The 23,431-nt window shown below is 39.6% G+C and carries 20 protein-coding genes and 1 riboswitch; of the genes, 12 read left to right on the forward strand and 8 right to left on the reverse strand.

Features of this window, described 5'->3' with window-relative positions; all coding sequences use genetic code 11:
* Positions 1-2: 2 nt before the first annotated feature.
* From UMU13_RS00295 to UMU13_RS00315, 5 genes are read right to left on the reverse strand one after another with little or no spacing between them, the layout of a single operon-like run.
* A complete protein-coding gene (locus tag UMU13_RS00295; protein ID WP_328216224.1) occupies positions 3-1,190 on the reverse strand; it encodes a molybdopterin molybdotransferase MoeA in 1,188 nt (395 codons plus the stop codon).
* A gap of 4 nt (positions 1,191-1,194) precedes the next feature.
* On the reverse strand, positions 1,195-1,971 hold the full coding sequence (locus UMU13_RS00300; protein ID WP_328216225.1) for a molybdate ABC transporter permease subunit: 777 nt from the start codon (positions 1,969-1,971) through the stop codon (positions 1,195-1,197).
* Positions 1,971-2,717 carry a molybdate ABC transporter substrate-binding protein gene (gene modA / locus UMU13_RS00305; protein WP_328216226.1) on the reverse strand — a complete coding sequence of 249 codons (747 nt, stop codon included), beginning with the start codon at positions 2,715-2,717 and terminating at the stop codon, positions 1,971-1,973. Before modA ends, UMU13_RS00300 begins: the two co-directional genes overlap by 1 nt.
* A gap of 12 nt (positions 2,718-2,729) precedes the next feature.
* The gene (locus tag UMU13_RS00310; RefSeq protein WP_328216227.1) at positions 2,730-3,800 is read right to left on the reverse strand and encodes an ABC transporter ATP-binding protein; all 1,071 of its coding nucleotides are present in this window, start codon (positions 3,798-3,800) and stop codon (positions 2,730-2,732) included.
* Positions 3,788-4,819 (reverse strand): molybdopterin-binding protein, encoded by a 1,032-nt coding sequence (locus UMU13_RS00315; RefSeq protein WP_328216228.1) that lies wholly within the window; start codon positions 4,817-4,819, stop codon positions 3,788-3,790. Before UMU13_RS00315 ends, UMU13_RS00310 begins: the two co-directional genes overlap by 13 nt.
* Before the next feature lie 66 nt (positions 4,820-4,885).
* Positions 4,886-5,026, reverse strand: a riboswitch (molybdenum cofactor riboswitch).
* 363 nt (positions 5,027-5,389) lie between these two features.
* Between UMU13_RS00315 and UMU13_RS00320 the strand changes: the two genes are divergently transcribed.
* Genes UMU13_RS00320 through UMU13_RS00370 form a run of 11 tightly spaced genes read left to right on the forward strand, consistent with a single transcriptional unit; the run spans position 5,390 to position 12,910 of the window.
* Positions 5,390-5,857, forward strand: coding sequence for a Na+/H+ antiporter subunit E (locus UMU13_RS00320; protein ID WP_328216229.1), 468 nt, complete (start codon positions 5,390-5,392; stop codon positions 5,855-5,857).
* A 2-nt stretch (positions 5,858-5,859) separates the two neighbouring features.
* A complete protein-coding gene (locus tag UMU13_RS00325) occupies positions 5,860-6,114 on the forward strand; it encodes a cation:proton antiporter (RefSeq protein WP_328216230.1) in 255 nt (84 codons plus the stop codon).
* A gap of 17 nt (positions 6,115-6,131) precedes the next feature.
* Positions 6,132-6,449, forward strand: coding sequence for a monovalent cation/H(+) antiporter subunit G (gene mnhG, locus UMU13_RS00330; RefSeq protein ID WP_328216231.1), 318 nt, complete (start codon positions 6,132-6,134; stop codon positions 6,447-6,449).
* On the forward strand, positions 6,436-6,996 hold the full coding sequence (locus UMU13_RS00335) for a DUF4040 domain-containing protein (RefSeq protein ID WP_328216232.1): 561 nt from the start codon (positions 6,436-6,438) through the stop codon (positions 6,994-6,996). Before mnhG ends, UMU13_RS00335 begins: the two co-directional genes overlap by 14 nt.
* Positions 6,986-7,408, forward strand: coding sequence for a Na(+)/H(+) antiporter subunit B (locus UMU13_RS00340; RefSeq protein ID WP_328216233.1), 423 nt, complete (start codon positions 6,986-6,988; stop codon positions 7,406-7,408). Before UMU13_RS00335 ends, UMU13_RS00340 begins: the two co-directional genes overlap by 11 nt.
* On the forward strand, positions 7,401-7,790 hold the full coding sequence (locus tag UMU13_RS00345; protein WP_328216234.1) for a cation:proton antiporter subunit C: 390 nt from the start codon (positions 7,401-7,403) through the stop codon (positions 7,788-7,790). Before UMU13_RS00340 ends, UMU13_RS00345 begins: the two co-directional genes overlap by 8 nt.
* Positions 7,787-9,295, forward strand: coding sequence for a monovalent cation/H+ antiporter subunit D family protein (locus UMU13_RS00350; RefSeq protein WP_328216235.1), 1,509 nt, complete (start codon positions 7,787-7,789; stop codon positions 9,293-9,295). Before UMU13_RS00345 ends, UMU13_RS00350 begins: the two co-directional genes overlap by 4 nt.
* Positions 9,286-10,770: a monovalent cation/H+ antiporter subunit D family protein gene (locus UMU13_RS00355; RefSeq protein ID WP_328216237.1), complete on the forward strand. Its 1,485-nt coding sequence runs from the start codon at positions 9,286-9,288 to the stop codon at positions 10,768-10,770. The genes UMU13_RS00350 and UMU13_RS00355 overlap by 10 nt, the downstream gene beginning before the upstream one ends.
* A complete protein-coding gene (locus UMU13_RS00360) occupies positions 10,770-10,916 on the forward strand; it encodes a hypothetical protein (protein ID WP_328216238.1) in 147 nt (48 codons plus the stop codon). Before UMU13_RS00355 ends, UMU13_RS00360 begins: the two co-directional genes overlap by 1 nt.
* A 13-nt stretch (positions 10,917-10,929) precedes the next feature.
* Positions 10,930-11,175: a hypothetical protein gene (locus UMU13_RS00365; protein ID WP_013887291.1), complete on the forward strand. Its 246-nt coding sequence runs from the start codon at positions 10,930-10,932 to the stop codon at positions 11,173-11,175.
* Complete coding sequence (locus UMU13_RS00370; RefSeq protein ID WP_328216241.1) at positions 11,168-12,910, forward strand: Na(+)/H(+) antiporter subunit D; 1,743 nt, start codon at positions 11,168-11,170, stop codon at positions 12,908-12,910. Before UMU13_RS00365 ends, UMU13_RS00370 begins: the two co-directional genes overlap by 8 nt.
* 108 nt (positions 12,911-13,018) lie before the next feature.
* On the opposite strand, the gene recD is transcribed toward UMU13_RS00370, so the two are convergent.
* The 3 genes from recD to recC are packed head-to-tail and all read right to left on the reverse strand — an operon-like array spanning position 13,019 to position 21,723.
* The gene (gene recD / locus UMU13_RS00375) at positions 13,019-14,830 is read right to left on the reverse strand and encodes an exodeoxyribonuclease V subunit alpha (protein ID WP_328216243.1); all 1,812 of its coding nucleotides are present in this window, start codon (positions 14,828-14,830) and stop codon (positions 13,019-13,021) included.
* Positions 14,817-18,509 (reverse strand): exodeoxyribonuclease V subunit beta, encoded by a 3,693-nt coding sequence (gene recB, locus UMU13_RS00380; protein ID WP_328216244.1) that lies wholly within the window; start codon positions 18,507-18,509, stop codon positions 14,817-14,819. The genes recD and recB overlap by 14 nt, the downstream gene beginning before the upstream one ends.
* Positions 18,499-21,723 (reverse strand): exodeoxyribonuclease V subunit gamma, encoded by a 3,225-nt coding sequence (recC, locus tag UMU13_RS00385; protein ID WP_328216245.1) that lies wholly within the window; start codon positions 21,721-21,723, stop codon positions 18,499-18,501. The genes recB and recC overlap by 11 nt, the downstream gene beginning before the upstream one ends.
* 411 nt (positions 21,724-22,134) lie before the next feature.
* Between recC and UMU13_RS00390 the strand changes: the two genes are divergently transcribed.
* A complete protein-coding gene (locus UMU13_RS00390; RefSeq protein WP_328216246.1) occupies positions 22,135-23,427 on the forward strand; it encodes a TolC family protein in 1,293 nt (430 codons plus the stop codon).
* Positions 23,428-23,431 lie beyond the last annotated feature (4 nt).

A 23,431-nucleotide genomic window follows, 5' to 3' on the forward strand; every position in this document is an offset into this window, starting at 1 on the left:
ATTTATAAACCTCTGACCGGTATAATATTCACAATACTGCCCTTTTCAAGACTCCCGACATTTTCATCCAACATTACAAGGCCGTTGACGTTAAAAAAACTCAGAAAATGCGACGTTTTCTGGGAGCCAGGGTCGTAAGCAACAGGCCCGCCGTCTTCAATTTTTACAATCGCCCTGTTAAAATACAGTGCATTAATTCTTGAGCGCATAGAAGTGCCCAGCTTTCCTTTAATAATATTATTCTCAAAATTTTTTATGCCACAGCTTTTACGGACAAAAGGCAAAAGGTACAAAATCAGATTAGTGGCAAATGCAGCCGGGTACCCCGGCATCCCGAATATTGTACAATTTTCATTCCTTGCGACCATCAGGGGACTTCCCGGTTTTACAGCCGTTTTATTAATGATAATCTCATAATCGTATTCATGTAATATTTTCTTTACAAAGTCGTACTTGCCCATGGATACGCCGCCGGAGCTCACCAGGATATCATACTCATCTGATCTTTCCAGAACCTCTGCAATGTCTTCCTCGTCATCATTAAAACGTCCGAGATAATGTATATCGGCAGGTAAATGACTTAGCAGGGAATGTAATATATATCTGTTTGTATTAAACACATGACCTCTTTTGTAATCATCCCCCGGCTCAAGTATTTCGTCACCTGTTACAAAAACACCAATTTTGGGCTTTTTATATACTTTTACCTCTTTTTTGCCGGAATAACAGAGAACAGGGAAAGCAAGCTTATCCAGCAATTTGCCGCACTCGGCAAAAAGAGTATTTTCCGAAAACTCTTCACCTGCCAGATTTATATTAACCCCTTTTTCAGGCTTTCGATTCAGCAAAATGTGATCATTTTCTTCCACCACGTCCTCCACCCGTACAACCGCATCAGCATTATCAGGGACAATTCCTCCGGTCATTACAAAAATGCATTCACCAGCCTGAATATCTGCGTTTCTTAAATCCCCCGGTACTGACTCGCCTTTAATCGTATATTCCATTTTATCCCAGATAACGATTGCATAACCATCGACAGCACTTTTTCTACAGTCCGGAAATGGGAAATCCGTATATAAATCCTCAGCCAGAACCCTGTTAAAAGCTTCATTGACAGCTACCCGCTCAGCTTTAAAATTCAGGGAAATATTGCTTAATATTTTAAGGGCCTCTTCATACTTGTTCATTTTCTCACTCCGCTTCTGCATTATATACTTTCCTTGAGAAAACCATCTTTAAAACTAACACACAGAGGAATGCAAACACAACCACCAAAACACTTGCTGCCAGACCTTTCTGGAAATTACCTTCAGTCATGTTCAGATAAATATTTATAGGGATATTCGCCGTCATACCTGCAATTCCTCCACCAACCATAAGGGTGGCTCCGAATTCACCGAGGCTCCTCAACCAGCTGAGTATTAATCCGCCCATTATTCCGTTAAAAGCGAGTTTAAACGTAGTATCGTAAAAAGATCTGAAGCGGGATGCCCCCAGAGTCATTGCAATTCTTTCATACACAGGGGGTACCATTTCAAAAGCACTTTTGGAAGCTTTAACGGTAAAGGGAAAGGAGATAAAAAACTGAGCAGTCACAGCCCCTGTAAATGTAAAAACAATCTCAATCACCCTTGAAACAGCAGATATGTTAAAAAATGTTAAAAGTAAAACACCAACTATCAGCGGAGGGATAATCAAAGGTATGTCAAAAAGGCTGTCCCATATTCTGCTTAGCATACTTTTTTTCCTGGCCAGGTAATAGCCTGAAGGTATTCCCAGAACAGCTGAGAAAAAAGTGGCTGTCAGTGAACTTTTCAAACCGAAAACAACAGCTTCTGTAAAATTATCATCTTTTAAAAGGGATATTATGCTCCTCATATCCGTCAGCAGAAAACCGGCTGAAATTATCAGTAAAATAAAAAGCGCCAGTATTAAAACGAAAACGCCGGAAATTGTTGTCAATTTCATTAATCTGCTCTCTTCATTACTACATTATAACCGTATTCCTCAAATATATGTGAATTGCTTCTTACATATTCCAGGAATGATTTGGCAAGCTCCTTATTTTTGCTGTATTTCACCAAAGAAATATAAGCTGTTACTCCGGTATTGTACTCATCGGGAATTTCAACATAATCCAGCTTGTTTAGCTTTGCGCCGGAATCAAACATAAGACCGGCATCAACAGTGCCGCTTAATACATAATTAGTGGTTTGCGATACATTGGTGGGATTAATTATTGTATTGTCTTTAATCTTTTTGGCAATGTGTTTTGGCATCTTGGGTTTTATTTTCATCTGGTAAGTTTTGCCTATAGCCATAGTATTCGGATTTCCCAGGGCAATCTTTATCCCCGGCTTAAGCAAAGCCTCAAAACTTGCAATCCTGGTTTCAGCTCTTTTTGAAATACCAAAGACAGGTGTTTGGACAAGCAGTTTCTCCCCATTAAGAACCACATTATCAGAAGCCGCTTTTCTATAATATTTTTCGTTAGCAGATGTATAGATATCACCTTTTTTTGATAAAATAATTTTATTCAGAATCTGCCCGGAGCCGCCGAGGATCAATACAACCTCATCCTCGTGTGTTTTGTTGTACTGCTTAACAATAGCTTTTCCCGGCTTGGTCATTGAGGCTGCAAGATACCAGTAAATTTTTTCTGCGTACGCATTAAATGCAAAAAGACACACAACAAGACTTAATAAAAACTTCATACAAACCTCCTTTTATCTGTCAGTTGTTAAAATTATACTCTGCTGTTTCAGGGAAACACTGATTTTTTTGTCGATACAGAGATCCATTTTTTCACAGGCGTGTACCGGTACAACTGAGTGTATAGTCAACCCGTTGTCAGATATAATTCTGATAAAATAATCTTTGCCTGCATTTTTCATACTGTTTATACGGCCGGTTACTATATTTTCTTTGAGACTGGACTTTATATCGTGATCCGGTCTTATAATCATAACATTTTCCGGTCTGATGCAAATATGAGTGGCGTCTTTCTTTTTGCTTTCCTTATCCAGCGTAAACTCATATCCATTGTCGCACAAAACACGGCCACCGGATACCTGATAGGCATTCCATACATTTTTAAACCCCATAAGACGGGCGGATTCAGTATATGCAGGATTGCTGTACAACTCTTCCTTTTTACCGAATTCAACAATCCTGCCCCCCTCCACGAGAATCAGGTCTTTTGCAAACAGATAGGCATCACTCAGATTGTGGGTTATAAATATAGACGAAATATTCAGCTCATCTGAAATATCAGCCACCAATTCCCTTAAGGATTCGGCGGTACTGCTGTCCAGTGCGCTGAAAGGCTCATCCAGCAGGAGAATCGACGGTTTTAGTACAAGTATGCGCGCCAACGCTACCCGTTGTCTTTGCCCGCCGGATAGTTTTTGGACTGACGAGTCAAGTTTGTCCGAGATGCCGAGCTTCTCTGCAACCTCACCGATACTATATCCGGCTTTGCTTTTATCCGAAAATTTTAACCCGTATTGTATATTTTCCTTTACATTAAGATGGGGGAAAAGTGTATATTCCTGAGGAAGATAGCCCACTTTACGAATATTTACCGGTAAATTTATTTTGCTGCTGCTGTCGAAAAATGTGTTTTCATTCAACTTTATATGCCCTTTATCAGGACTGAAAAAACCGGCTATCATCTTGATAATAGAGGATTTGCCGGCACCTGAAGGGCCGAAAAGTACAATTCTGTTAGAATCGGCATTGAATTTAAAATTAAATTCAATCCCTTTAAGTCTTTTTATAACGTCTAACTCAAACATACACCCTTCCCGAAAGAACATACCGGATAAACGCAAACCTTGCATTGATGGCACAGACCGCCGATTGCTTTTGATACAATGTCATTCTTTGTTACTTTTATTTCAGCCAGTATTTGAGGCAGGAAAATATCAAGAGATGTTATGTTATAAAACAGTGCTGCCGCAGGCACTGCACAGACAGTGGTGCTATTAAGATAGCCGATGGAAAAATTATTGCCCGGCTGTATTGGATTGCCTTTTTGTACAAATTCAACCCCGGCATTTTCTATCCCCAGCCTTGTTTTATCATCCGGATCCACAGATGTCCCGCCTGTAATTAGTATCAGTCCGCTTTGTTTTGACTCCTCTTTAACGGCTGAGGCAATCACCGTCTCATCATCCGGGAGTATCCTGCTGTTTATATTGTTTACTCCAAATTTTGTAAGCTTTTGTTTCAGTTTTTCCGTAAATTTATCCTCAATTTTACCATAATATATCTCATTACCTGTTACTATTATCGATACCCTGCTAATTGTGTATTTTTTTACCGACAGGACTGGTTGCTTCATAATTGTTTTCATTTCATCAAATATTGCTTTTTTGCATGTCAGAGGGATAATCCTGAATGCTGCAACTTTTGTGCCTGCAGTAACAGGGTATTTGTCACTTATAGTCGGCATTGAAGGTATTTCCATACTGTTGATTTTTAACACAGTTTCAGTATCGACAGTAAAAATACCATCGGCAGCGGCAAAGAAATCTATTTTTCCTTCCTTGGGAGCTTCGCTGTAATAAATATTTTTTCCGGCTGCCAAAGGGGCTATTGCTGTTGCCACATCGTTTTCATGTACTTCACCGGCTTCATCTTCTTCAACAAAGACATACTCTTTTCCCAGACGCAGAAGATGCTCAAGATCCTTTTCTTCAATAAAATGCCCCCTGTAAAATGCTACGCCTTTGAAATTAGTATCCAGATTAACTTCAGTGATATCATAAGCGAGTTTTTCGCCCACAGCATCTTCAACCTTTAATTTTTTCATTTCACCCTCAATAAAAAAGCCGGTTACCTGTAAACAGATAACCGGCTTAATATTTTATCAATATTATAAAACTACCAGTTATCTCCTTTCCAAATTTCGGGAGGCATGGGCGTTTCCGTCCAAACCCTGGGGGCTGAACCCAACCGGTTCATAAGTCATATCGTATTTTACCGACTTAGACTTATAAACTCGGAGATAATTTTTTTTACAATTTCTTAAAATAATAGTCAAGCTTTAAAAAGCCGTGATGGGTAAAGAGTAATGGGTGAAGATGAGGTTGTTAAAGGTAATTGAGGTATTTGAGGTAATTAGAGGTGCAAACGCGCACACAAAATTAAATTTTAGTTGTTTTATGCTAAACATTGAAAATTGTATATGTGGCAGTATGGGTTGAAACTTACACCTTGCTACTCGGCCCTGTAAACTCAGCACTTAGTTCTTAACACTAATACACCGTTTCACTTTTTTATAAAACCCTTTCAAATTAGTAGGAAATAGCTTTCATCTCAAAATAAAAAAGCTTTTGAATTTTCTTGACAGAGTAAAAAGAATTAACGTATAACCTAAGTCATGAAATTTATTCTCACATTTATCGCTCTGCTGATTTTCTGGTTTATGCTTTCAGGTCACTTTACAGTAATTATTGTGACCTCAGCAGTAATATATTCCCTGATTGCAGCTTACTTTACCTATAATTACTTTATTGAGGATATAAGTTTAGCCGGAATAAAGCGGATTTTTAAATTTATAGCCTATCTGCCGTGGCTTTTCTGGGAAATTATTGTAGCAAATCTTCAGGTTGCATACATTGTCCTCAGCCCAAAAATGCCTATATCCCCGGAACTGGTGGAAACGGAAACTGATCTGAAAACCGATTACGGGAAAACAGCTCTTGGCAATTCCATTACCTTAACCCCCGGTACAGTTACAATCGAAATTGAAAACAGCAAAATACTGGTGCATGCGATAACAAAGGAGCATGCTCAGGATATAAGAAACAAAGATATAGAGAAAAAAATATTGAGGATAGAAGCTTAAAAATGTTCAGCTTTATAGCAGTGATAATCCTTATCGGTGTGTTTTGTGTACTCTTCAGGGCTGTAAAAGGGCCCACTATATTCGACCGGGTGTTGTCCGTAAACCTGATAGGCACAAAAGCCGTTGTTGTAATCGCGCTAATAGGTTTTATGCATGGCAGGCCTGAGTTTATGGATATAGCCCTGACATATGCACTTATTAATTTTATCGGAACAATAGCTTTTCTGAAATATATTGAAAAAAATAAACTGGATTAAAGGTAAGTATTTGACGGATGACTATACTTGATGTGATTACTCTGATTTTACTTCTTGCCGGAAGTTTTTTTATGCTCGTGGCTTCCATAGGAATGATAAGGCTGCCGGATTTTTATACGAGAATGCACGCCGGCGGCAAAGCGGATACTTTGGGGCAGGGGCTGATTTTTCTTGCTTTGATAATTTATGAAGGATTCACTTTGATAAGCCTTAAAATGTTAATAATTTTTGCTTTTATTTTCATAGCAAATCCCACTGCCACACACGCTGTGGCTAAAGCTGCCTATAAAGGCGGATTAAAGATATGGAGCAGAGACAAGAATGATAGCAGTTGATTTTCTTCTCCTTTTACTTTTGGTAATTATTGCTATTGCTGCCATTTCGGCAAAAGATATCCTTACCAGTATAATGCTTCTTGGCAGCTACAGTCTTGTAATTGCAATGGAGTGGATGTTGCTTAATGCTGTTGATGTCGCTTTTACTGAAGCTGCTGTGGGGGCAGGAATATCAACGATACTGATGATAGCGGTTCTTACCAGGGTACCGCGTTTTGAAAAGGAATTGACAGAGCAAAAACATTTTTTCAATCTTTTTAACCGTTCGGAGCTGCTGGCACTGGCCACAGTTGTTATAACAGGTGTTCTGCTTATATCGGGAACCTGGGACATGCCCGCTTTCGGAGATCCGAATTCCCCGGCTAATTCCTATCTGTCACCTGAATACATCGAAAGAAGTTACCCTCAGACAGGATCACATAATATTGTCACCGCAGTACTGGCAAGTTACAGGGGTTACGATACACTCGGCGAAACAACCGTTGTTTTTACTGCTGCCGTCTGTCTGGTCTTATTAATAAGGAGCTATAAAAATAATGAAAGATGATGTTATTTTAAGAACCATTACAAAATTTATGCTCCCCTTTATACAGATTTTTGCATTTTACACACTTGCCCATGGTGAAATCAGTCCGGGCGGTGGATTCCAGGCGGGAGTAATTTTCGGGGCAAGCTTTATACTTATTGCTCTGATCTTCGGCAAAAGTGAGGCAAGGTCGAAAATGCCTCGATCTCTTAATGACATACTTTTTTCATCCGGTGCTTTTATTTATGCACTTACCGGTTTGGTGTGCATATTTACCGGCGGTCTTTTTCTTGAATATGGAGAACTCCCCTTTCACTCGGCAAAAGAGGGTAACCACATAGGCATGATTATCATTGAACTCGGCGTTGCAATAACAGTGGCAGCTGTAATGATGACAATATTTTTCGAAATCGCGGGGAAGGAAGATGATTGAGTTCATAGCAGATAAATACAATTTCTGGATAGCAATAGTACTGATGATGATAGGTTTTTATGCTATTATCGCCAAACACAACCTGGTAAAAAAGGTGATCGGTTTAAACATCTTCCAGACTTCCGTATTTCTTTTCTATATTTCCATAAGCAAGGTTAACGGCGGTACTGCACCGATAATATGGCATCCTGAAGAGCACGCCAAAGTTGTTTACGATAACCCGCTTCCCCACGTACTTATACTCACAGCCATTGTTGTTTCCGTCAGTGTTACAGCGGTGGCTTTGGGTATCATTGTAAAATTATACAAAAATTACGGTAGTATAGAGGATGATGAAATTAAAATCAGAGAGCTCAAAGAGCCGGAGTTGGATTCCAAATGATTGATTTTTTTACCGCACACGCACCTGTTCTTGCTATTGTGTTTTTTATTTTCGGAGCGTTAACGGCTCCTGTACTGGGAAAAATAAATAATTCCTTATCTTATTACTGTGCTCTCATAACCACTGCTCTTTCTTTTGTGCTGTCCGTTTACCTTCTTGTTTCGGTTTATAATAACGGCCCCCTTGAATATTTTCTCGGAGGGTGGAAACCACCGTACGGCATCGAATACCGCGCAGATATTCTTAACAGTTTTATTCTTTCGGTGGTATCCTTTGTATCTTTGCTTTCCATAATTTACGGATACGGAAGTATAAAAGCTGAAATCCATGAAAAAAGGCGTCCTGCCTTTTACTCCGTTTACCTGCTTTTTATTGGCGGAATGATGGGAATTCTCATAACAAACGACATCTTTAATATGTACGTTTTTCTGGAAATAACGTCATTGGCAGGATACGCGCTGATCGCTATGGGAAGGACAAGATACTCTTATATGGCAAGTTTCAACTATCTCATTTTGGGTTCAATTGGGGCAACGTTTTTTCTGATAGGTATAGGTTATTTATACATGCAGACAGGGACACTTAATCTGACCGATTTAGCCCAACGGCTCCAGGGTCATTTTGATACAAATGTAGTACTTGTGGCAATAGCATTTATTATTGTCGGACTTATGCTTAAGATGGCCGTTTTCCCACTTCACTTCTGGCTGCCGGATGCTTACACCTATTCCCCTTCTGTGATAAGCGCAGCAATGGCGGGAACCTCAACAAAAGTGGCCGCCTATCTGCTGATAAGACTTATGTACACAATTTTCGGCATTCAGGCGGGTTTTTCAGGGATAAACTTTTCAGGAATTATCATAGTAATCTCCAGTATAACTATTCTTGCAGGTTCAATTATCGCAATATCACAGACCGATCTGAAAAGGATGCTGGCTTTCTCCTCCATAGGCCAGATAGGTTATGTTCTCATAGGAACGGCAATGGTAAACAAATACGCTTTTGCCGGCGGGCTCCTTCATATATTAAACCATGCAATGATGAAAACAGCACTTTTCATGGTTGCCGGCGGATTTTTCTACAAGCTTACGTCTACAAAGATAAATAATTTGAAAGGTATGGGGCGGCAGATGCCGTTCACATCGACAATGTTTCTCATTCTCTCCCTTTCAATGGTTGGAATACCTCTTACCGTGGGATTTATATCCAAATGGTACATTGTATTGGGAGCGGCTCAGTCGGGTAACTGGATAGTCGTGCCGGTAATACTTTTAAGCTCTCTTTTAACGGCCGTATATTTCGGAAGAGTTATTAATACTCTGTTTTTTAAAGAATCAGAACCTTCCGGTGCAGAAAATTTGCCCGTAAAAATGCCTTATTCCATGATTGGCTCCACAGCGGTGCTTGTTTTCTTATGTGTCTTTTTCGGTGTTTTTGCATACCTGCCTGCCGAAATATCGCTGAAAGCCGCTGAAAGTATTATAGGGGCTATGCCATGGAAATGATTCAGTCACTTACGCCCGTATACGCTGTTCTGGTCTCGCTGATTGCAATCATACCTATCTATTTCTCCCGTCATAACCCCAATCTGCGGGAGTTCTGGACGATTTTTGCAGCAGTAATAAAATTTATAATCGTGTTGTCTCTGATTCCGCCTTTGATAAAGGGTTACACCGTCGGAATTAATCTTTTTGAAATACTTCCTGGTATCAGCTTCGGTTTCCGGGTGGATTTACTCGGTCTGATATTTGCACTTATGGCTTCATTCTTATGGATTCTCACTTCGTTTTATTCCATCGGTTATATGAGAAGCCTGAAAGAGCATAACCAGACATGTTATTTTATCTGTTTTGCAGGTTCACTTTCGGCTACAATAGGTGCGGCTTTCGCTTCAAATTTGTTCACAATGTATATATTTTATGAAGCACTGACACTTTTTACTTATCCACTGATAGCTCATGAGGGAACAAGCGATGCATTCAGAGGGGCAAGGATATATCTCATTTATCTGCTCGGTACTTCAATAGCATTTCTGCTGCCTGCAATAATCGGTACTTATCTTCAGGCAGGCTCCCTTGATTTTGTGAGCAGCGGTCTGCTTTCACAAACGATGACCTCTGAAGCCGGTACATTATTTCTTACTATTATGTTTTTTATGTATTTCATAGGTGTTGCAAAAGCAGCGATAATGCCTCTTCATTCATGGCTTCCCAATGCAATGGTTGCCCCCACTCCGGTAAGTGCACTTCTGCATGCCGTTGCCGTGGTCAAAATGGGGGTCTTTGTAATCCTGAGAATTGTTCTGAATGTATATGGAATAGACCTGCTGTCCAGGCTGGGAATTGCAACGATTCTTGTTTACATTGCAAGTATTACGATTATCTTTGCATCGGTTATTGCCTTAAGGCAGGATAATATAAAAGCCAGACTTGCATACTCCACAATCAGTCAGCTCTCATACATAGTTGTGGGTGTCTGTCTTCTTACAATATCCGGCATTTCCGGAAGTATTATGCATATGGTAATTCACGCTTTTTCAAAAATAACGCTTTTTTTCTGGGCCGGTGCAGTGGCGGTAAGCTTAAAAAAGAAATATGTCAGCCAGCTTAACGGTATCGGCGCAAGGATGCCTGTCAGTATGACAATTTTCTCAATCGGGGCACTTTCACTTATTGGTCTGCCGCCTTTTGCAGGATTTTTAAGCAAATGGATGCTCGTATCCGGAGCTTTGGAAGCAGATATGCTGATTATTGCAGTTGTGTTTGCCACCAGTTCTTTTCTTAACGCGTGCTATTTCCTTCCGATTATTTACACCGCATTCTTCAAAAAGCTTCCCGAAGATGAAGAAACAACTATAAAAGAGGCTCCGCTTGCAATGCTGATACCTATGAGCATTACGGCAGCTATTACGATCTTGCTCTTTTTTATCCCGGGCAGCTTGACATACATGGTTAATATGATTTTGCAGGGGCTGAACTGATGGACAGAGAAAAGCATATAAAAAGCAGTGAGGGTGAAGCACTGGACGTTCTGTCACATGAGCCGGTTAAAGGTTACAAAACCGCTTTTGGTATTGTTTTTAGTATATCGCTGATATATCTGCTTATTATTTTTATAGTAAGCTGAATAAGGGGAAGTTATGCAGGACAAACGGGGTATTTTTGATAATCCAAAAAATGTAAAACTTCTGCTGAAAATATTTTTCACATCATGTGTGATTATTTTTCTTACAGATTTAATAATCAGCAAGCACCCCCACTATGAGTGGGAAAAATGGACCGGATTTTATGCGGTTTTCGGCTTTGTGGCATGCGTCATTCTTGTCTTGGTGGCAAAGTATGTTTTAAGACCGATAGTTATGAGAAAAGAGGATTACTATGATTAATGTTCTCCCTCCCGCTTTTATTTTCATAATTGCCGGGCTTATAGTGCCGTTTTTAAAAGGCAGGGCAAGGAATGTCTTTTTAACCGCAGTGCCGATTGTGACTTTTATCAATCTTATTAGTCTGCCCGAAGGTATTTCCATGGGGTATTCGTATTTCAGCTATGATATGCATTTATTAAGGGTGGACGAACTTTCTCTGATATTCGGATACATTTTTCTGATAATTTCTTTTGCTTCATTTATTTACGGCTACCATGTGAAAAACAACTGGGAATTCACCGCCGGTCTCTTTTACGCCGGAGGTGCCCTGGGTGTAATTTTTGCCGCCGACCTCGTTACCCTTTATTTTTTCTGGGAATTAATGACTGTTGCTTCCGTATTCCTTATCTGGGCGAGGAATACTGATAAGTCTATAGGCTCGGGAATGCGCTATTTTCTTTTTCATCTTGTGGGCGGTGTTATTTTACTTATCGGAATCATTTTGCAGATCAAACAAACAGGAAGTGCAGCTTTTAATCATATGGAGCTCTCCTCTTTAAGCACTTACCTTATCTTTATCGGTTTTGGAATAAACTGTGCATGGCCTCTTCTTCATACATGGCTTGTGGATTCTTACCCCGAAGCCACAATTCTCGGAACAGTTTTACTAAGTACCTTTACCACTAAAACAGCAATCTACACACTTGTCAGAGGTTTTGCTGGAACTGAAATACTGATATTTATAGGCGCTGCAATGGCAGCTTTCCCTATATTTTATGCCGTTATTGAAAACGATTTACGCAGGGTTCTTGCCTACAGTCTCATCAACCAGCTCGGATTTATGGTGGTGGGTATCGGTATCGGGACACCTCTGGCACTGAACGGCACTGTTGCTCACGTGTTTGCCGATATACTTTTTAAATCTCTGCTTTTTATGGGAATGGGAGCTGTCCTTTACAGAACGGGCAAAATAAAGGCAACGGAAATAGGTGGTTTGTATAAATATATGCCGTATACCGCAGCCTTTACCATTGTAGGAGCTGCTTCCATATCAGCTTTTCCTCTTTTCAGTGCATTTGCCACAAAATCAATGGTGATGTCTGCAGCTGCCGGCAACCACTATACGATAACCTGGCTCATTCTGCTATTTGCATCCGCTGGTGTCTTTCATCACGCCGGAATTAAAATTCCCTTTTTCGCTTTTTTCAGCCATGACAGCGGACTCAGACCAAAAGAAGCCCCGCTAAGCATGCTTATAGGCATGGGTATTCTTGCATTTTTAAACATATTTATCGGCATTTTTCCCGGATTCTTATATCAAATTCTCCCATTTGATGCCAATTATGTCCCGTACACTACTGCACACGTTGTAAGTCAGCTTCAACTTCTTCTCTTTTCAGCACTGGCATTCACACTTCTTCTCCGCTCCGGCATATACCCTCCGGAAATAAGATCGGTCAACCTGGATGCCGACCTTGTCTACAGAAAAGTTTTGGGAGGTTTTATTAAGTTTGAAGATAAGATTATTTTACCCGCCCTGGACAATGTGAAATATCTTTTCTTCAATTTTATGCCCTCACTACTTGGAACACTCACTTCCAATCCCTACAAGCTGGTCAATCAAATTATTACCGGCGGAGTAAAAGAAGAAAAGAGAGGGAGTGAAGCAGAAAGTTATTTCTGGCTGATCGGATGGTCTGTATTTATTATTACTGTATTTTTGGCCATATATCTTCTGGCTTTTATGCACTTCTGATAAATTTTTCACACACCATCTTACCTTGATTTTATCAACATATAGACGGGACAAAAAATCCTCACACTTCGCAAGTGTGTGTATGTGTATAACTATGTGTTTGGATTATCATGGAGTCGCACCGTGAATTTTTTCCCTTAAGCCGGACATTCTGGTTGTTTTTAGTGATACGGCTTCGGCCAATATGTCAGGATTGCCGATAATGACCACCGAATGCCGGGCTCTGGTGAGAGCTGTGTAAATAAGCTCTCTACTCAGAAAATCACTTTTTTCAGGCAAAACCAGCACAACATTTTCAAACTCTGAACCCTGGGATTTGTGGACTGTTAAACAGTAGGCGAACTCATATCCATAAATATCCTTAAGACGAAATTGCCTGAAGCCGCTATCCTCCTGTGAAGGAAAGCAGATTTTCAGTTCTGCTGAATTTTCGCCGAAGATTAACCCCAGATCCCCGTTAAACAGCCTGTTTGTATAATCGTTTTTGTTAATGAGAACAGGCATTCCGTTGAAATAAGATCTTAGTTTCGGTAAATGAAAATGCGTTTTCAGAGCATTTATAAAATAGTTGTTTATTGATTCTGTGGAAAAACGCCCCCTTTTGAGCGGGGTCAGTATTTGATAGTTAAACACCTTTTTATATGCCTTACCGATGTCATCACTTTTGCTTATATCAATGTAGTGCTGAAGGAGATTTCCCCTGAAAAATTCACTCAGCTGACTGTGACTAGTCAGCCTTACGCTTCCTTCTCCTGTGTCGCTGTGGTTTACCAAAAAATCTTTCAACCGGCTGCTTTCACCTTTTTCAATCATCCCGGCGGCTTTAGCAATATCGCTGTCACTTTTATACCTGTAACTTTTTCTAAGCTCCACAATATTATCACCCATAGGACTCTTAACCATCGTCTCTTTGATACATTCGCCTGAAAATAATCTGTATTCACCGGCAAACTGTTCAGAAAAAGCGTTTATATTCTCGATATCACAGATATCACCAAAAACGGCTCCCGGAGCAACGGAAGCAAGCTGCCTTCTATCCCCGAGGAAAACAAGTTTCGTCTCCAAAGGCAAAGCCTTTAAAAGATGAAACATCAAACTCAGATCTATCATCGACGCTTCATCCACCACAATCAGGTCATACCCGAGTAAAGCCGGGTGATGTTTCTTCCTGCCGGATCTACAGTATCTGAATCCACCAAGATGCGGGCTGTAACCCAGCAGTCTGTGAATTGTCATTGTCTGTATATCGGAAAAGGTTGTATTTTCAAGATGGAAACGTTTCATTGAATCGGAGAGGGATTCGCCCATTCTGGCTGCGGCTTTGCCGGTGGGCGCCGCAAGCGCAATATTGATATTTTTATTCTGTAATAAGTGATAATAGAGAAGTCTGGCAACAGTAGTGGTTTTACCTGTTCCCGGACCTCCTGAAATAAAAGAGAGATTATTTCTGAGTCCCATAAACACTGCCAGATTCTGCAGATTCAGTTCTCCGTTTGCTTTGCACTGATCCTTTGCAAATGCATCGGCGCAGCGCTCATCTATCCCGTAATGTATCCTGCTCCTCTCGGAAAGGTTGGATGCAACAAAATTTTCATACTCAAAATATTTGTGGAGATAAATCCTTTTGCCGTCATAAATGAAAGGCTTGAATTCTCCGGGGGCGCCGATATATTGGTTATTTTTTTCAACGATATTTTTAATGTCATTGGTCCTGAAAATATCCGGAACTTTTTCCAAACGGTGCAGATTCTCAAAATCAACACAGATATGCCCCTCTCTGTTTAGAGAGGAAACAAGTGCTGCAAGTGAGGGCAGCTCACTTTGGCAGCTTTTTATTTTATCCAAAAAAAGGTGTCTGGCAAAATAATAATCCGCATCATTAATAAGATTTTTCTCTAAAAGCTCATCAAGGGTTCCCACTGCTGCCTCCGTTTGAAAAAACCGGCTCTATTTGGAACGATTCAATCAGTCCGGCAATAACGCTCTGGGCGGGTTTGTGAAAGAATATACCATTTCTGCTGTTTTCGCCGCCGTCGATACCTCTCAGGAAAAGATAATATACCCCGCCGAAATGCCTTTCATAATCAAAATTTTCCATTTTACTGTTCAGATGGAGCGTTAAAGCAACCGTATAAATATGATATTGAAGAAAATATTGGGATTTCAGCATTGCCTGATTAAGGGAATCTTCACGATAATCTTCATATGTGGATCCGAGATAATTGGTTTTCCAGTCTATGATGTAATACCTGCCGTTATACCGGAAAATCATGTCTATATAACCTTTCATAAATCCGTAAATTTTTTCGGAAACATCCTCTCCCATCGAACCGGCAATAATGCTTTCTGTTTCACCCTCTCCGGCATTTCTAATAAAAACATCTCTAATAAGACGGGAATCGATACTGCGGGAAGGAAAATAAAACTCCATCTCCCGTAATGTGTCTTTATAAGGCACTTTTTTTAACTGAAAACCTTTTTCACCCCCCAGATTTTTTTTGCGCAGGTTGTTAATATTCTCGCTGACAGCGTTTTTAAACTTTGCATCAATGTGGTATAAATTTAGGGTTCTTCTGACAATCTCCTTCAAACCGCTCTCTGTAACGGTATTTAAATCCGTATGTTCCAAAAGGTCGTGCAGAGCATTGCCCGTATTAACACCCCCCGGCAGGGAAAACATCGAATAATCCGCCTCCCTCTTTTCTTCACTGATTTCTGACACATCGAAAACCTCATCATCCATAAAGGTGGCAAATGTTCCGTGAGGATTCATTTTTCTCAAAAGGGATGAAAAACTTGATATTTTCCATCTCTCCGGTGTCTTATTCTGGAATTGGCGAACCCGCAGATTTTTCTCCTCACCGCTTAATTCTTCTGCAGATCCTGACAGCTCAAAATCGGAGTTGATATCCGCTGATTCAGGTTTTGCAGGGAGAATGTCGATAAAATCAAAAGCCTCATTACCCAAAGCTTCCGTCACAAAGTTTTCCATACTTATTATACTATTAAACTCTTTTTTCCATTCTTTGCTAAAAATATCCCCGCCGGAAAAAAGATATGCAAAAGCCGATGTGCCTGCATTACGCGTTTTTGCCAATGCCGTGTAGCAGCGGTATTTTGCCCTTGTAAGTGCCACATAAGCCAGTCTCAGATTCTCCGAAAGACACTCAAGGGCATATTTTCTTTGGATATATTCATCACTCTCCAGCTGCAGATGCATCTCCAAATCGTCATCGTGATAAATAAACGGTTTAAAGCTGTGCATCAGGGAGCCGGCAAGCAGAAAGGGCGCAAAAACAACGGGAAACTGCAGCCCCTTGCTCTTATGAATTGTCATAATATTCAGCGCATCTTCATCCGTCTCCATACGCAGCTCATACTCTTCCTCCTTCAAGAGGTTTCCGGAGCGCTGATTGCTCAGCCAGTTAATCAGCTCGTGCAGCTGTAAAGCATTTTCGGACTCTTTTTTATGCAGAATCTCTGACAATTGGTTTATATTGGCAATCTTTCTTTTGCCGTAAGGAGAATGTATAAGCCTTGGAATAATTTGCTCATCTTTTAGAAATTCGTTTACACAGTGCATAATGCCTCTGCTGATCAAAAGCTCTTTGTATCCCCTCAGCTTTATGGAATATCCCCCGAGACCTTCAGATTCTTCCATATTTTTAACATGGTGTGGTTTGAAACCCATTAAATCAGTTATCAGGAAATTTTTTATCAGATTCAGATTTCCCGGCTCTGAAATGCAGTTAAGCAGCAGGTGGATTTCATAAACCTCTTCTGACTCAAATATGCTTTTTGAAGAGCTGATAATATTTGCAATCCCCAGCTGATCCAAATATTTTTTTACAATGAATGCTTCTTTCGTTTTTCTGCAAAGAACGGCAAAATCAGCCGGTTTCAGCTGCTCATATTTATCTTTATGCTTTATGTATGCTTTGCTTTCCGCTGATAATTTCAGAAGCCTGGCAACTTCTCTCGCTGTTGTCAAGGCAGCCGTTTCATTGTATTCATCTTCATTAATAAGATTGCCATCAGAAGTCTCAAAAGCCCAGATTTTCAGCGGCTTATACTCCTCCCCCTCAACAATCAGCTTAGTTTCACCTTTATTCTCGGAATCCACATCCGAATATCCTATATTTTCTATAACAAACGGGTTTTCCCGGCGGAAACGTGAATTGAATATCCTGTTAACCCCGTAAACAAGAGCCGATTCTGAGCGGAAGTTCGTTTTCATAGTATATCCGCTCTCCACATTTTCCTTAGCTTTAATATAGGAGTAAATATCCGCCCCTCTGAAGCTGTATATCGACTGTTTCGGGTCACCGATGAAAAAAACTGCGGATTTATCAATAAATAGTTTTTTTATTATCTCGTATTGCAGAGGATCGGTATCCTGAAATTCATCTACAAAGACCAGCTGATACTCATCGGCAATTCTGTCTTTAAAATGGTCACCGGTTTCACTCAAGGCATCGTGAAGGATTGACAGCTGATCGTTAAAGTATAGTATCCCCCGGGCCGACTTGTAAGCATTCAGCCTTTTGTGAACGAAATCTATCATATTTTTCTTAAAACCGGTCAGCCAACCGTCAGCAGCCTGCATATACTGCAAATAAATGTCATAAAAATGTTCAATCATCTTAAAAATTTCGGGCATTTCATCGATTTCGTTGTTTTTCTTCAGGGACGATGTTATTTTTCTTGCGGTAAAATAAATTATTATACTATCATCAAGTATCTCTTTGGCATAAAGGGGCTGATCACCGGAAATAAAATTTAGAAACTTTTCAGCTTTTGCTTCTATACTGGATTTTTGGTAAATATTACCTTTCAGCTTTTCAAAAGGAATCAATTCCAGAAAAGACGTTGTATCGGTATGTTTAAGTTTTTCATCCAGTTCGTTATGAATTTCCTCAGCGCTGTTATAACAATTCACGACCCTGTTACTGATACCGGTCATATTTTCTTCCTGCTGATTTATCCTTATATACGGATTTGACTCTTTGATTTTATACAGGCTTATCAGCTCTGAAAATTCAAGCTTTTCAAGTTTGTTCATCACGCATTTGGGGGCAAAAAAAGCAAACTTTCTCCAGTAATCCACAATTGTTTCAAAAACAAGCAGAGACTGATCCGTCACCATATTTTTGTCAAAGGGCACACCGCTGGAAAAAGCATATTCGCTCAAAATGAGATTACAAAAACCGTGAATGGTATAAATTCCGTTTTCATCAAAATTTTTAACGGCATTAGAAATAATTTTCAATGCCTCAGAGCGCTCATCAAGGTAAGGTTTCAATATATCTCTGATGACAGGTTCTTTCTCAAAAAGATGCTCTCTGACATTCTCACTCGTTTCCTCAAGCATCCGTTTTGCAGTCAGCAGATTTTCATATATTCTCAGCTTTATTTCTGCGGTGGCAGCCTTGGTGAATGTCAAAACCAGAATATTCTTTACGCTTTTAACACGTTTTTGAAGAAGAGCTTTCAGGAAAAGTGAAGCAATGCTGTAGGTTTTACCTGTTCCGGCACTGGCTTCAATGAGATTGGAACCTTCAATAGGGCATTCCTGAATATTAAAGTAATTATGTCCCAACGAACGACTCCTTTTGCAGCATAGGCAGATAGATTATCTGTGAAAGTTTTTTTAAATTTTCCGTTTCCGGGATAACATCGCCGTACAGCTTCTCCAAATAAAACTTATCATCGTTCTTATAGACGTTTTGCGCCCACCAGGAGCGTCCGAAGTCAGCCGATTCACCTTTCATAATTTTCTTTGCATAACTGCAGCCAAATACGGGAAAAAGGGGCAGGGGATTCACTGAGCCGTAAAGATACGTTTCGACAATAAACCTAATATAACTCTGCAGGTTTTCATACATCTTTTCATCATTTTTGTATAAATCCGGATAGTCTTCAAATTTAAGTATTTTATCCTCAGAATAAAAGAGTGTACTGAATTCTCCACTGAACCGGTTACTCTGTAATAAATCATAAAGAGCAAAAATATGATACAGCCATGCCTTTATTCTGTCGGAATCTTTTATTTTCGCCATTCGGGCAAGCATATTTACAGAGCCGGAAAGCATATATTCACCCCTGATGTTAATCTTCCTGTTTTTTACATTAAGGTAAAAATCCATTGCTTTTATTTCAGGCGGTTGTAACGTTTTCTTTATATTATTTATGAAAAAGGAGACATTATTTTTATTGATTTCTTTCATATATTCACCGAATCTTCCGGGTGGGAAAAATCCGCTCTTCCGATAATAATTCAGCATCTCATCTAAAGAAATCTCCTGTTCATCCGAAAAGAGGGATTCTTTTGCAAGCTTGTCTTTCAATATGGTTTTTTGTAAATTGTTCAGATTCAAAGGCTCCACATCCTCATTATCCTGTGCCAGGTTTTCAGGATAGATGCCGAGATTATTTTTGAAATAATACCTCAGAGGGTTTTTAAAAAAATACGCTATCTCCTCGATATCTATTTCCGAAGGCGGTTTGGCATCTTCAGTTAATATATCTTGCTCCCGATCTTCATCCGTCTCTGGTGCTTTTAAATAGGATTCGGCTATTTGAAAATTGGTTTTCGAATAGCTGAACATTTTTTCTTTTTCATCAAAATAGGCAATGCTGAAGGGGTGAAGTTTATGTTTATTAATCAGAGAGTATAAGCCACCGGATATTTGTCTTATATACTCCAGCAGTTCGGCAACCACGGGAGAAGGGGGGATATCGGAATTATCTTTTATACTTTGACCGGTATAGCTTATATATAGTTTTTTTCTGGCTGACATTATCGTTTCAAGAAAAAGATACCTGTCATTATCCTTGGTTGATCTGTCACCTTTTGCAGGATATACGGCGGTCAGGTCAAATTCCATAGGTTTATGAATGCGTGGAAAAGAAGTATCATTCATACCTATCATACAGATAATTTTAAATGGGATGCTTCTCATTGGAATCATGGAGCAGAACGTAATACCTCCCTCCATATAACCGCCGCTTTTCTCAACACTTCTAAAATAAGATTTAAAAAATTCCGCAACAACCTCCACCGGTAACTCTTCACTGATAATTCCTGCTGTATAAGTACCGAATGCCCTTATACCATTGTTTATCTCCTGCAGACCCTCATTATCAGCAGTTCCGGAAAATAAGTCCTGCTGGAGATTATTTAATATGTCAAGCCACTCTTCGGCGGAATAATTTTTTTCCATTACATCCCGGTATCTTTTTACAGTATAAACATATTTTACAAATCTGCCGAGAATTTCAAAATTCTCCCCCTCCACAGATACACTGGGAACAATATCATCAAAGCTGCTCCACTCGTAGGCAAGTACTGCAGAACCGAGCAAAAGACGGTCTATCCCTTTGGAAACAGTAAAGTCTTCATAATAGGGAAGATTGAAAAATTCGGCTATATCGCTGTCCCAACCCCATTTCATTGCCGAGGATTTACACCAGCTCTTTAACATCTCCACATCCGGTGGAATAAGGCCGAATTTGGTGTAAACAATCTCCTTTTCAAGGAACTGGAAAATATCGGAAAACTTTAATCTCCCTGATGATATCTGCAAAAATGAAGTGAACAACTGAACGGATGAATATATCCCCGAAAGTGTTTTATCACTTATGGAATAGGGGATACTCACATCGTTGAAAGCTGCGGAACCAAATACCGCATTTATATAAGGTGCATATTCCTCAATATCAGGCGTCATTACAACAATATCAGACGGCGTAAGATTCGAGTCTTCATCAAAAAATCTCAAAAGATAATCGTATAAAACCTGGACTTCCCTCATCGGGCTGTGGCAGGAGTTTACAATGATACTTTCATCTTCAGTTTTATGTGTGTCTATAATTTTTTCAGGAGGTTTTAACGATATAATATCATTTTGAATACATTGGAGCAGTGATTCCTCTCCTTTCGGTTTCATATCAGAGGAAAAATAATCGATATATTCAGCAAGGAAATCAAAAAACTCGCTTCCCGTTCTGGCGAGATTTGCCACAAGGGGATTTACACCCTCTTTCAACTCTTCCCGATCTGCATTTTTGTAAAATCTTTCTGTTCCGAAATACTCTCTGCTGGGGGACTGCAGAAACATTTCGATTTCAAAACGATAGCCTATGTTTTCGAAAATTTTAACATAAAGTGGCGGAAGTACAGATATTCCAAACACAAAAATATATTTGTTCTCATCTTTTGCACCATCCGCTCCGGCATTATTAAGCATACGCAGATAAACATCACTTCTGTTAATCTCGTCTCGTTTGCAAAGATTTTGCCATAAAATCGGCTGCCACCAGTAATCCTCAGGGAGTTTTTCGCCATTTTGATTGACATATTCTCCCTTTTCCCAGCTTTGAAGCATCCACGGCCTGTATACCTGATATTGGTCGAAAATATCTGCAATCTTTTCACTGAGCTGATACCGTTTAACTCCCGATCGGTCAATTGCTGTGTATCTTTTTATTTCATCAAAATATCTGTTTTCAAAATGTGAGGGCAGAGCAGAATAAATTACCCAGGCAAGTTTCTTTTTATCCGCTTTAATTTGTTCTCCCGTTATTCTGCCGGCAAGATGATTGATAATTCCGTTGGGTGTGAAAAATTTAATATTTGAGCATACGGAAAAACGCTGGGCAAGCATAAGAGAAAGCCACTTTTTCATCCCTTCTGTCTGAACAACGACAAATTCGGATTCCAGAGGATCTCTGCTCCTGTTTTTTTCCAATGAGTCAGCAAAAAGGTCAAATACGTTTTCAAGCTGAACATCGTAATAAACGTTAAGCGGCATTAATCATCCTAAATGATATTATGAAAAATTATACGCCATTTAATAGTGTATTTCAACTGTTGCAGAGAAAGCCGTAATGCGTGATGTGTGATGCGTTATGGAAAGGTAATTAAGGGTATTATGGGTATTATGGGTATTAGAGTACTAGCTTCTATCAACATCCTCAAACATTTCAACCGGATCAACTCTCTCAACCTTTACCTTTACCTCTGACTTTCTACCTCCCACTTCACTATCTTTCCATCAACACGACTTTTTGAAAAATGGGGAGGCGCCGGCTGGAAATGCAATTGACACAGAAAAAAATTGGGATTATCAATAACTGATGGGATATTCAGCTCTGGCAAAAAACATTATTATAAATTTAATCATTCGTTTATCATAAATATATAGTACATTCAGGAGTTCATTATGAAAAAGGTGCTGATTCTTTTTATTTTATTTAGTCTTGCCGGCTCAATACAAGCACTTACAATAGATGAAGCAGTACAAGAAGGGCTGGCAAATAACTTCGGCCTTAAATCCCAAAGCAGTGTAATTAAAAGCTCGGAATACAGTATGAAGGCTTCAAAAGCAGGCAGGATGCCTTCTTTAATTCTTGAAGGCAGTTATACAAAAAATGACAGAGCTAAAAAAACTCAGATTTCCCTGCCGTCTCCCGGGATTCCGGACATTTCCATGACACAGGTGGAGCAGGAGTACACCGAAGCTATGGCTGCACTTAAATATGATTTATATACAGGTGGAGCAGTAACACACGATATTAAATCAAAAAAGCTCAATTACAAATATGAAAAGCTCATCTTTGACGAGAAGAAACAAGAACTTATTTACAATATCCGTGCAGCTTTCATCAATATATTAAAACTGAAATCTCTTCTAAACAGCGCAAAACAGGAAGTTTCAGCACTTCAGTCGCATATGCAGGATGTAATCGATCTGGCAAAAGAAGGGCTGGTTCCGGAATTGGACAAACTGCATACAAAGGTAAAACTCAGAATGGCTCAGCAGAAAGTAACGGCTTTAGAAGGGAATTTAAAAAGTGCAAAGAGTCAGCTTTACTCACTTATGGGGATGAACCCTTCTGCAAAAGAATACACAATAGAGAAAATTGACAGTATGAAAATCCTGCGGCTGAGACTTAAAGAACTTTTTAATTATGCAGAAGAAAACAGACCGATTTTAAAAGCTTTACGGATTAAGTACCATTCTGTGCTCCAAAAAGCACAAGCTGCAGAGAGCGGTTATAAACCAAAAGTTTATGTAATGGGCGGATATAAGTACTCCGACATGAATGAAAATGTTGAGCCACAGGACAACGCTTTCATACAGGCGGGGGTATCTTTCAGACTGAACTGGACTAAAGACTTCAATATGGTAAACAGCCTAAAACAGAAGGCATATTCCGTAGCCGATACAAGACTTAACACGATTCTGCAAATTAAAACAGAAGTGAGAAATGCATTTGAAGATATGCAGTCCGCACTTGAAAACAAAAAAGTTGCAAAAACAGCTCTAAAAGAAGCAGAAGAGTACTACAGAATAATGAAACTCAAATACAAAAACACACTGGCAACAAATACCGATTTGCTGGATGCCGAAGCAATGCTTACAAAAGCAAGGGAAGATTACACAATAGCTTTTTATAATTACGCTGAAAGTATTTATGCGCTTGAAAAAGCTGTGGGAAAACCGTTGAGGTGAAAAA

Source organism: Flexistipes sp. (assembly GCF_036172515.1).
In the GTDB taxonomy this organism is placed as follows: domain Bacteria; phylum Chrysiogenota; class Deferribacteres; order Deferribacterales; family Flexistipitaceae; genus Flexistipes.